Raw genomic sequence first — 11,268 nt, 5'->3', positions numbered from 1 at the left:
AGAGTGGTCAAGACTCGCCCTTCAGGCGATTAAGCCGCTGTACGGGCCTAGAGGGTAATCTCTCGTGCGTCTGAGAAAGGCAACCGCTTGCTCGCTGCGGGAGCGGAGCTGGCCAAAATGGCGGGTGCTTTTTGGGTAGACACAGCTGGCTCTTTGATACATCGCAGGCTAGCATGATTTCGCGAACTACATGCCGCAGATAGTGGCCATCCAAATAACAAGATTCCGTCGCTGGCAGCCCCATAGCAACGGTAGCAGGAAGCTCTCCGGCACTTATGAAAATTGATTACGTCGAACTGAAGCGGTACCGAAACTTTGCTGACGCTCACATCAATCTGACCAAAAACAGCTTGGTGATTGGAAGCAACGACGTCGGCAAAACGAACATGATCCACGCGTTGCGGCTTCTGCTGGACAAGAGCTTGTCGGACGCCGACATCGAACCGTCGACGCATGACTTCCATTGCGCTCAAGATGGCACGCAGGCTGACTCGTTTTCTATCCGAATTGCCTTTTCCGAAGTGACTCAAGATGCAGTGCTCTCTCAGCTCAAAGGGCATGTAAGTGCCAATGGATGTTTCTTCCTTGAGTTTCGAGGATACAGTCAAGATTACCGCTATGAGATCGCTGCCGGTCATGATGCTGATGCCTTGGAAGTTATTCCCAGCCGCTTTTATCTGAAGTACCTGCATCTGAAGTACATCCATTCTCAGCGCGACCTTGTGCGATACATCCGCTCGGAAAAACGACATTTGCTGCGCCTCGCCCAGGCCGCCCGCGGCCAGCCAGAGACAGAGGCCGACACCAAGCAATTGCAGGCGCTAAGCGAGCTACTGAAGTCTGTAAACGATGGAGTTAGGAGCCTGCACTACGTCGCGGAGGCGACGAAAGACCTTAACGATGAATTGAAGGCGCTCTCCCACCATCATGCTGGGTACAACGTATCTCTAGATACCGGGGCGATCGGCATCGAACAATTCATCGAACAGCTGGAGTTGGGGGCAAGCACCAACGGTTCGCGGGTGATGCTCGGTGGCGACGGTCGTAATAACCAGATTTTGCTCGCCTTGTGGAAAGCCAAAAGCGTGCTTGAGCACGATCAAAATAGCGAGGTAGTGATCTATTGCGTTGAAGAGCCTGAAGCGCATCTGCATCCTCATCAGCAGCGTAAATTGGCGAGCTATCTCATCAGTGCGCTTCCCGGTCAGACCATTGTCACCTCGCACTCTTCACAAATCGCGGCAAGCTATCGGCCCGACTCTATTGTCCGGCTGCTACGGGACAACGGCGCGTCCCGAGCTGCTAGTAAGGGCTGCTCCGCCTGCATTGACGATGCCTGGACGGGGCTTGGCTACCGAATCAGTATACTTCCGGCGGAGGCATTTTTTGCCTCGGCGGTCATGCTGGTCGAGGGGCCGTCTGAAATGCTGTTTTACTCCGCACTGGCACGAGCTCATCAGATCGATCTCGATCACCGTAACATATCGCTTTTGTCTGTCGATGGCGTGGCGTTCCAAGTCTACAAACGTGTGTTGGACGCCTTGGAAATCCCATGGGCCATGCGAACCGACAATGACATCTCCAATATCTGGCTAGGTCCTCAGGGAGCGCAGGTTGTTTATCGTCATGTGGCGGGTATCAATCGTGCTCTTTCGTTAGCGGGGATGCCTTCTCAGCCTCACCGACCAGTGCCATATGACCATGCCGCCTGCTTAGCTGATGGCAATTGGCAGGCGGTGAGTGCTGCTGTCGCCACTTTTGGTATTTATCTCTCGAAAGTCGATCTAGAGAACGACATCGCCGTTGAGCTACCTGCGCTAATGGTAGGATTTAAAGGCGGTACCCTGGCTCAAGCTGTTAATTACCTACAGGGCAAGAAGGCTATCCGCATGCAGGAGTTTCTTGAACACTGCGGGGATCAGCTCATCGCACCAGTTCAGGGGGATTTGTTGAAGCCGCTGATGTACTGCCTCAACGCTGCAGAGCAGGCCTGGTGATGACTATCTTCAAGCCCAGCCCGGAACAAGAGCAGGCCATTGAGTTTGTGGGCGACATGGTTGTCGTGGCACGTCCTGGCAGTGGTAAAACCAGTGTGCTTTCCCGCAAGGTGCGTTGCCTCGTAGCCGAGCTGCGTCCCTATCAAGGCATCATCGCCATTTCGTTCACGAATAAAGCAAGCGATGAGCTGGAGCGCCGCTGCAAAGCCGACGCATTTGATGTGAAAAGCTCTTTTTTTGGCACGATCGATGACTTCTGTCTGCGCGAGGTCGTCTTTCCGTTCGCGCGGCAGTTGATGCCTGTCGCCACAAACGTACAGACGGCAAAGCTCCGGGAACTGCCTGAAGCGGTGACGCGAATGCTGCCGGCGATTCCTGTCCATGATGCGACCGTTGCCAACACCGATGATTTTCTGCCTTTCCTATATGAGGCACTGGCGCAGGGGTTCGTCCCGCTTGAAGCTGTGGGCATGCTGGCCCGCTACATAGTCGAACAGTCACCGGCTTGCCAGAAATATCTCACCGCGCGGTATCGCGCGGTGTACATCGACGAATATCAGGACAGCGGACATTTCCAGCATCAGTTGTTTTTGAGGCTCAAGGCTTTGGGGTTAATGGCTGTTGCGGTCGGCGATAGCGATCAGTCGATCTATAGGTTCGCGTATAAGGACCCTCGTTACCTGCTTGAGCTAACGGCTGACGGCAGTGGCTTTGCTCCTTTTGCCATTACCACAAATTTTCGCAGCCACCCCTCGATTAACGATTTCGCACTTCGATTGTTAGATGCGAACCACCCTATCGCTCTGACAGATGATAAGCGGGTGTTTATTAAGACAGTTGTAGGTGATCAACGCGCGATTGGGATTTGGTTGAGAACTGCTATTCCCCACCTCATGCAGCACTACCAGGTTGCTTCGGCGGACAAGGTCGCAATTTTGTGTCGGCATCAGCACTCAGCGCGCTTGATTGCTGACAATCTAGAGCTCACGCACCGCCTCATCGAGGATAGCCCTTTCAAGACTGCACTGGCTGCTGAGACAAGCCTTTTCTCGGACTTATTGCGGCTGCGTTACGACCCTCAGATGACCGCCGAAGCGTTGATTGATCGAGCGAATTTTCCCAAGCTAGCCACCCACGAACGGCGTGCAGTTCGTAGAGCAATACTGAGTTGTAGGTCTTGTCTTGAGTGCCACCTTGTTCAGACCGTAGTGCATGCTGCCACATGCCTGTTGGGGTATCAGCCATCAGCGGATGGTGTCATGGAGCTTGAGGCTATTTGTGGGGATGCCAGCAAACTCCGATGGTTTCAACAATCCGATGATGCAGCCATTCAGATCATGACGCTGCACAAAGCCAAAGGCTTGGAATTCGACTTGGTTTTTCATGCGGATCTTTACGATCATGTCATCCCGACGCGTACTTATAAGCCTGGGGTATACCAGGTTATGTTCCAGGATGAAATTCAATGCCTAAATCTACACTACGTAGGGATCACTCGTGCGATCAAAGCTTGTGTGTTGATGACATCAACTCTTCGCTTGAACAAGGGAGGGGAGGTAAAGCAGGGCGCACCATCTCAGTTCATTGGCAGAAATGGAACAAGCGCGATACAACTCACTTGGTAAATCAGTCTCTACGATCTGAAATTATTGTGGGATCTACTGGAGTTGCGGTTCTGAAGCTTTGAAGAATGCAATGTGGGCCATGGGCGCCGCCGGACCTGCTGCTTAACCCGGACCCGGCGCCTTACCTGAAGCGCGCAGGCGTGGATGCCTGGGTGCGCAATGAAGCCAAGGCCAGCGATCATGCACCGGTCTGGATTGAGCTGGGTGGGCACCGCCGGCGACGCTAGGACATTTCGAATAAACTTTAATGAGCGTGTGTAGTAGCTACAGGTCGGCCTACGGGAGTCGTCCCAGATCTGGATGAGCTCCTCGCTGTGTCGGCGCTCATCCATGCCTCTCCAAATCCCAACCCGACGAATCGCTCGTCTCGTACGTCAGCAACTGACTCGGGGGTATCCCCTTAGCTGACTACCCCTCCTCAAACACGGATAGGTACATGCACAGGTAGTGGTGTTTGCACCCAGTTTCGTTGCGCAAGTGCGCGCATGCCCGCTGCCCGTACCAGAGTGTCGCCATCCAGCGACCGAACGGTGACGATGATGTGGACTGGCAACGGTTCGGTAAGGTCGGGTTCGTAAGCCCTGAGCAGTGCGGTGGCTTGCACGCCCCAGTTGGTGCCGCTTATCCCGCGCGGGAAAGCTTTGCGATGGACCTTGACCGGCGACCACTTACTGCCGTTGGCGATCTGGGCGATCTCGTACCCGCTCTGACCTTCGTCGCTCTCCATCGGGACCTTGCCTGTGATGGTGTTGCCTTCGATGAGGCCAAAACTCAGCTCTACGTTTGCGCGCACGTACTCGCTGCCTGCGTTCGAATCCAGGGGTGGCGCATACACAGCCGTCATGATGATTTCGCCGCGGAACTTCCCGTCCTGCATCAGTACATCTGGCATCGGATATGGCGTCTTCCGCCAGCGCATATTTCCAGGCACCAAGTTGGCTTGGAACACCAAGGTGAAGCTGTCGTCAGAGTCGTACAGAGCCCTCAACACATCATCAGGACGTCCTGCTCCAAAGAATCTTCGCTGGTAGGCGTCATATTCGGGCGAGGCCAGCTGCGCCGCATGAATCATCACTGCCTTGACCAACGCCGGCGAGGGGCTATGGTTGGGGCCGCCTGCTAGCGACTGCCAAGCATGGGCGGCCATACAGGAGGCCAGCGGCGCGGCGTAACTAGTACCGAACGAATGGTAGAGATGCCCCTTGGGGGCCAGAACCTTGAGACTGGACAAGCCAGCGGCCCAGGGCGCATGGACACCACCTCCCACATGCGTGAGATCGGGCTTCGGCGTGAACACTGGTCCCGGTCCGCATCGAGAATACGGAGCTGGATGCCCTGCGGCAGTGAGGGCGTCAGCTGCGTCAATGTGGGAAACCGAAGCTACCGTAAGCGAGAGAACTGACTCGCCAGGGGTTGAAATACGGTCGGTGAGCGAAGCAGGTGTCGGCCAGTTACGGCGCGGCAGATCGTTGTAATTTCCTGCGGCGACCACGAAAAGCACTTGGTATTTTTCACTTAGCTCGTCGAGTGTCATCGACAGATCACTAAAGACACTCTCATCGCACGGGTCACCCCCGACGGAAAGGTTCCAGATCTTCACGTCCGGCCGGCGGCGCACAGCCTCACGCAGCCTCAATTCCAGGTCGCTCATGGGCGAACCTGTCACTTCGAGGGCGCAGACGTCGTGGATGAATGCTGGTGTTGTGGGAATCCAGGCATGCTTGTCGTTGTAAAACGCGCCGGCTGCAACCAGTGACGCTACTGCCGTTCCGTGTTCGTAGTTGGTGTCGGGAGGCAGGACGTAGACGTCCTGAGACTTCACGAAGTGGGCGATGGGCGAGGCTTCTCTGCTCACCCCGGTGTCGAACACCGCAACCGTTGGTAAAGTCACCGCTTGGGCTGCTGCTTGCTCGGCACTCGTGCCACTCTGTGGAACTACCACCGAGTTGCGTGGGCGATACACAGGTTCTGCGTAGATTGTTCGGATGCCGGGAAAGTCCAAGAGCTGATCAAGGCCATCGTCTTTGATCCCATCCAGGTCTTGGATACCGATGATCGGGAGGCCGCGCCCCAACTGGATTTCGATGAAGGGCAGTGACAGAGACTTTAAGGTGGCCAGCACCGTCTCGTAGTTGAGCTTGTTGAAACTCGCGTGCTGATACTGGAACAGCCGCATCACCGCCCGACCGTGATCCAGCAGGCGGTCCGTGCCTTGGGGATTTCGGCGCCGACGGTCCCACGGCTGGATCGATTCTATCGCACTCAAGTTGCAGCGAATTTTCCCGGTGTTGCGCTGCAAAATTACGTTGTTGAACGTGTTCAAGCTGCTGGCGGAGGCCCCCACCAACATCTCGTCAATTCTGGAGTGACCGGCCGGCTCAAGGTTGGCTTCTTCCGCTAGCGTGATGGGGCGATGACTTTTGGCAATTCCGGTTTCGCGCAGCTTGAGCACCAGGTGGGTGAAAGCTTGGGGATGGAGCATTCGCTCGTGCGACAGGGCTTGGCTTGCCTCGATCAGCGTCTTGGAAAGAGCAGCCCGGTACGCTGTGTCTACGACGGTGAGTTCTTTGCCACCGCCGCCGCCATTGCGCTCGATCGACGACAAGTCCTTCGACTGAAAAGGGATGTGGATAAACGGGTTTTCAACCCTCGCATTCAGCGACTCCCGTTGCGGTAACTTCTTGCCTGCCACTGTCGATCTCCTCCTTGAGGATCTTTGTTATTTGCCTTGTCGACAGGTCGTACAGTCTTCCCAATGTTCTCAGGGAGAAGTACCTGGGCGCCCATCCATTCAGCCACCGTATTTCAGATTCAACAGTAGATAGCACTCGGCCAGCAGTCAGCGCAAGATTCAAACCGAGTCGCCGCAAAAGTTGGTCTTCATCAATCGCGGTTGCATTGGAGAGTACCACCGCGCGTTTCGTGTCCAAGCACACCTGCTCGATGTTGGCTCCTGTGATGCCTTTCGAGATCTTCGCCAAGTTGTCCAAGTCCAGCCCATCCGCGTTAAAGGGCTGCAGGTACTGCTCCCAGAGGAGCTTGCGAAGGTCCAGGTCGGGTTCTGCCATGGGGATGCGGAAGCTGAAGCGTCGCCAGATTGCCGGATCGAGCAACTGATCGTGGTTCGTCGCGGCCACGATGATGGTGCTCTCTGGTACCGCATCGATGTTCTGCAGCAGCGCGATGACAACACGCTGCAACTCACCGACATCTCGCTCGTTGCCGCGCGCTCCAGCCAAGGCATCAAACTCGTCTAGGAACAGGACGCACGGCTGCTGTTGCGAGAACTCGAACACGCGGCGCAGATTTCGGCTGGTTTGACCCAACAAGCTACTGACCAAGGTGTCGCAGCGCACGGTCAGCAAGGGCAGTTCGAGATGCGCAGCTACATACCGCGCTAGCCTGGTTTTCCCGGTACCGGGAGGACCATAGGTCAGGAGACGGCTGGACATGGCAGCACCTACACGGGCCAGGTCATCGTACCGGCGAATGTTGGCCAGGAACTCGTGGACTCGCCCTGCCACTGCACTTGAGAGCAGCAGAGACTCTTTCTCCAGCTCAGGCCGACTGACGTCAACGGTGTGCAGGTGGCTTTCGCCATCGGTGGGCAGGTTGGAAAAGCTGAAGCCATTGGCGGCATCTTGGGCACTGGCGAGTGCTGCAGGTGCACGCGCAAGGCGCTCGCGAATCATGCGCGCTTGGCGCTTGTCGCCGTCGCTCTCCAGCTTGTCAGCGAGAAGGCCCGCATAGTTCGAAGCCATGCTGGCATTCGCCTTTAGAGCCCCATCCAGGATCTTCAGGATTTCAGAGAGGTATTCCACGGATTGATTCGCTCAAAAGGTAAACTGTTTCGGAAATGCGCGAGAGTGTAGCGCATAAACCAAATATCGTTACGCTTTTGTACGTTAGTGATTCACTGTCATCGGTGCCTGAGTGACTATCATGTCGCCTACACCCATCTGCTGGCGGTATGGCATCATCGGTGCGCTGAATGAACCGGTGCAGCTCCTGGAACTAGCACCGCCAGTGGCTGCGGAGCTCGGCGCTGCTGCCCCCACGTTGATTGCCAATGAGAAGTATGAATGAACGATATCCGATGGTTCGCAGCGTCCAACCCTGACGGCAATCGCTTCCCTGAGTGGCGCCGCTCATTCGGCATCGACGAGGCGGGAATCGTTTTCGTACCTGCCGCAATGGCCGGTGATGAGACAGAGATGAACGTGATGCTGTGCGCGAGTAGCGAGGGCCAGAGCACAGCAGTTCACCTGGACCATCACTACGTGCCCAGCAGCTGGCTGAAACGGGAGTTCCCGAAACATGCCGAGCTGATTGAGATGATCGAAGTGTTCGCACGGGATACGATCAAGGAGACCTTCCAATCGGGTATGGCTCCAGAATCAGAGTGAGCGACATGCAATTCAGGTTCGCGGTGAATCGGGGCTCGCCTTTTCACCGACGCCTCTATTTTTGATGGCAGATAGCCCGTAGTGCTAGCTACGATGAATCTCAGGTATCTGGATTGGAAGCCGTATGAAGCAAACCGAAATCGAGCCGCTTTTGGCGACGGTGTACGCCGTTTTGCGGGCAGAGGGTGCTGATGAGGCGGCTGAAATTGTCCGCGGTCATCCTGCGACTGCAGAACTGACTGGCAACGACAACTGGAATGGTGGGACCAACTACTGGGACATCCACTTCACCATTCCTGCATTGGAGTACGCCAAGCTCGGGCTCAAGCGGGCCTCACTCCAGGAACAAATCACGACTGCGCTGAGGATGGTGACTGAGCACGAGCAAGACGTTGCATATTCGGCGCTGATCATCCCCGCCCGTGAATTCCATGCTGATTGGCGATCCGGGAAATCTTCCAGTCTGCCGAAATCAGTGCGGCAGAACATTGCAGATGGTCTACGTCTGGAGAATGTTAAGTGGCATGGGGAGCTCAACGATGTTGAGTTTCTCAGTCGGCTGTACGAGCTTGAAAATCTCCCGTCCACCGATAGTCGCTACAAAGACGCCGCCGGCGACATTTGGCAGCACCGCTATAACAACGACGATTGGGAGGATGAATGGATCTTCAGCGACTCCCGATTCAACCTCTTTGACGGGAGTGCTGAGGCGTTTCTCCGATTCCTCTGTGAAATGGTGCACCCAGTCGTTCGTCCACAACGAGAAGAGGCAATCAAGCTTGTTGAGCATTTCAACGATCAGCTGCATGACGCTGGCTGGGAGTTGTACCAAGAGCAGCAGATCGCCGGTCGCCCACGCTTTTCCTACCGACTGATCAGCAGCGATTCGGCGGAGGCAAACGCAGGCAGGTCTGTCATGCGAGCGAAAGTCGTTGTCGAGGCTCTGAGCGCCGGATGGATGGCGAAGCAGATTGAGCGCATGGAATATGCCGTCGAGTCAGACCCAGAATTGGCGATCGGGACGGCTAAAGAGCTTATCGAAAGCTGCTGCAAATCCATCCTCAAGATTCGAGAAATTCCGTTCACCAAGGCCGATGACCTTGGCAACCTAGCGAAGAAGGTGACCAAAGCCTTACAGCTGGTTCCCGATGGCGTAAGTGATGCAGCCAAGGGGGCTGAAAACATCAAGAATGTACTCCGCAACCTTACCCAGTTAACCAGCAATCTCACGCAATTAAGAGGGTTGTACGGTACGGGGCATGGGAAGGATGGCCAACACCGCGGACTGCAACCGAGGCATGCTCGACTTGCGGTAGCCGCTGCCGTGGCATTTGTCGATTTCGTATCGGAAACGCATCGATACAGAGAGGCTAAGCAACCAGAAATAAAGTGTTAGCTTCGACCCGATCAGTTTCAAGCTAGATGCTTCGCCGACCTGGCGACCTCGGTCATTGTCTGCACACTGTAACCGCGGTCACCTCGACCCTGGCGGTCTGGCCCTCACTGGCGGAAACGCTCACGCAACGACACACCTGTTTTATTGGGTATGTGCCTGTAGGGCGTGGGCCCGATGGTTCCCTGACTAGCATCCAGCCAAAACTCAGAATGGAACACCGAAGTCATGCCTCCAGGAGGCACTGGACGTGCCTTCTTTCTGAGTCGGGCGATTCCAAGGGGCAACATGACCGCGAGCGGAAACCGTCGCGTCGTCCAGAATGACGGCGAATTCTACCACTGCATGGCAAGCCATCAATTTCAGTAGGGCTTCGAAAGTCTTGAACTCTCTGGCACCTCCACGTTGTTTCTGCAGAACGTAGACACCCTCCGGAGCAGCTATCTCCAAAACGTACCGACCAGCTCGAGTACGGCGAGCGTAGGGAACGGCATCCGATATCCTGAGTCGAGCGTGCAAATCCTGCTCAATAAATCCTAGCATCCCACCACCATCAGAAGTGTATTTTTGAATCAGAATAGCAGTTTTGATGGCATATTTTCACTTTCAAGGGGCGCTGGAATTAACTAATGTTTTTAGCCTTCAAGCCTTGCCCTATGCGGCCTTGAGCTTTATTTTTGAATCATCGACCATCTAGATGCTGGTGGGGGGGCAAGAGATAGTGGCTCCGAAAATTAGTTTTGGAGCACTTAACCATGGACTCTTTCCTTAGTTTCTTTACTTCTGCGCTAACGGCTGAGCCACTTAACCTTGCGCTGTGTGCAGTTATCACGCTGTCAGTCGCCATCGTGGCCATCGCTTGGAGGCGGAGCTAGCTATGAGCATTACGACAAGGGCAGATTTTGCCCGGTTGCCAATCAAGTGGATTCAGTCTGGTCGTGTGGCTGTTTTCGATAGTCGTGTCGGAGATGAGCCTCGGAACCGGGCGCAGCAGAATTCCAGCATCGCGGCACTGCGTCTGTTCGTCAGCTTGTGCGTGCTTGCTGACTACTACACCGGGCAAGTGAAAACGACCTACCCTCAGCTCATAGCCCTATCGGGGTTATCTAGACCGATCGTTGCAAGGGCGCTCAGGAGGCTAGAAGAGGAGGGATTGCTGAAAAAGTCCGGGAAGCCTATCCGTGAGGGCTCCATCCTGCAGTTGGCTGGGTGGGAAGAGCAGTTCCATGGAAAGCTGCCGAAAACCCGACTGTACGATGGCAGCAGAGATCAGTTACTCGTACTTCAGAATTTTGAGTTCAGCGCGCTGAGCCTCTATGCGCTGAAGGTGTTTCTCGTCATCTGTGCATTTAGAGACAGGAGAAACTACAACATTGCGACCATCAACTATAAAACCATTGCTCGCTTGGCGGGGGTACCCATTCACCAGATCCCAATGTCGATAAATCGCTTGTATCACCTGGAGCTCATTTCCTATAAGCAGGCCGACTATTACGAGCCTGGAAACACCGAGCAAGATCGAACCAATCGTTATCTCGTCCGTGGGCTAGGAGATAGATGGCCTGCGTTCAATCCTGATCGTTTGTCTGGTAAATCAAATAAACCGAGCAAAGCAAAAATTGCCGCAGCCCGAAATTTTGTTGCGAGATGACCGTCTTTCGACAATCCTTTACGACTTACGTACCTGCCACCTGTGTGCGGTCAGTGAGATTTTCGAGCCCCGCATCCTAGTGTCCCGTTCGGTTAGTTTGTTCATCTAAAATCCCCGAAGTCACTGGGCGAAGATATTAATTAGATAAAAAAATTAACCGCGCAGGTCACTAGAGGGGGCGACCTACTTTGCCCGC

7 protein-coding genes and 1 pseudogene are annotated in these 11,268 nt (G+C 55.0%); 6 read left to right on the top strand and 2 right to left on the bottom strand.

The window, feature by feature from the left end; genetic code table 11:
• The first annotated feature begins 275 nt into the window (after positions 1–275).
• From KSS90_RS25385 to KSS90_RS25375, 3 genes and pseudogenes are all read left to right on the top strand, one after another.
• Positions 276–1,997: an ATP-dependent nuclease gene (locus tag KSS90_RS25385; protein ID WP_217867738.1), complete on the top strand. Its 1,722-nt coding sequence runs from the start codon at positions 276–278 to the stop codon at positions 1,995–1,997.
• Positions 1,997–3,622, top strand: a complete 1,626-nt coding sequence (locus KSS90_RS25380) for a UvrD-helicase domain-containing protein (RefSeq protein WP_217867737.1) — start codon at positions 1,997–1,999, stop codon at positions 3,620–3,622. The genes KSS90_RS25385 and KSS90_RS25380 overlap by 1 nt, the downstream gene beginning before the upstream one ends.
• A 95-nt stretch (positions 3,623–3,717) precedes the next feature.
• Positions 3,718–3,849, top strand: a pseudogene (locus KSS90_RS25375) (exodeoxyribonuclease III); the annotation flags it as partial.
• Between the two features lie 191 nt (positions 3,850–4,040).
• Here the strand turns inward: KSS90_RS25375 and iteS are convergent.
• Both iteS and iteA read right to left on the bottom strand, forming a co-directional pair.
• On the bottom strand, positions 4,041–6,314 hold the full coding sequence (gene iteS, locus KSS90_RS25370; RefSeq protein WP_217867736.1) for a S8 family anti-phage peptidase IteS: 2,274 nt from the start codon (positions 6,312–6,314) through the stop codon (positions 4,041–4,043).
• The gene (gene iteA, locus KSS90_RS25365; protein ID WP_217867735.1) at positions 6,265–7,443 is read right to left on the bottom strand and encodes an anti-phage ATPase IteA; all 1,179 of its coding nucleotides are present in this window, start codon (positions 7,441–7,443) and stop codon (positions 6,265–6,267) included. Before iteA ends, iteS begins: the two co-directional genes overlap by 50 nt.
• Before the next feature lie 261 nt (positions 7,444–7,704).
• Here iteA and KSS90_RS25360 point away from each other — a divergent pair, with 261 nt between their 5' ends.
• From KSS90_RS25360 to KSS90_RS25350, 3 genes are all read left to right on the top strand, one after another.
• Positions 7,705–8,028 carry a hypothetical protein gene (locus KSS90_RS25360; protein ID WP_217867734.1) on the top strand — a complete coding sequence of 108 codons (324 nt, stop codon included), beginning with the start codon at positions 7,705–7,707 and terminating at the stop codon, positions 8,026–8,028.
• Between the two features lie 124 nt (positions 8,029–8,152).
• Complete coding sequence (locus KSS90_RS25355) at positions 8,153–9,424, top strand: abortive infection family protein (protein WP_217867733.1); 1,272 nt, start codon at positions 8,153–8,155, stop codon at positions 9,422–9,424.
• A gap of 874 nt (positions 9,425–10,298) precedes the next feature.
• The gene (locus KSS90_RS25350; protein WP_217867732.1) at positions 10,299–11,072 is read left to right on the top strand and encodes a helix-turn-helix domain-containing protein; all 774 of its coding nucleotides are present in this window, start codon (positions 10,299–10,301) and stop codon (positions 11,070–11,072) included.
• Positions 11,073–11,268: the final 196 nt, after the last annotated feature.

The organism is Pseudomonas maumuensis, from assembly GCF_019139675.1.
Classification (GTDB): Bacteria; Pseudomonadota; Gammaproteobacteria; order Pseudomonadales; family Pseudomonadaceae; genus Aquipseudomonas; species Aquipseudomonas maumuensis.
This window is presented reverse-complemented; position numbering and strand designations above follow the sequence as displayed.

Coding starts and splice junctions, on each gene's coding strand:
- KSS90_RS25350 (WP_217867732.1), top strand. CDS start 10,299: ATGAGCATTACGACAAGGGCAGATTTTGCCCGGTTGCCAATCAAGTGG.
- KSS90_RS25355 (WP_217867733.1), top strand. CDS start 8,153: ATGAAGCAAACCGAAATCGAGCCGCTTTTGGCGACGGTGTACGCCGTT.
- KSS90_RS25385 (WP_217867738.1), top strand. CDS start 276: ATGAAAATTGATTACGTCGAACTGAAGCGGTACCGAAACTTTGCTGAC.
- KSS90_RS25360 (WP_217867734.1), top strand. CDS start 7,705: ATGAACGATATCCGATGGTTCGCAGCGTCCAACCCTGACGGCAATCGC.
- KSS90_RS25380 (WP_217867737.1), top strand. CDS start 1,997: ATGACTATCTTCAAGCCCAGCCCGGAACAAGAGCAGGCCATTGAGTTT.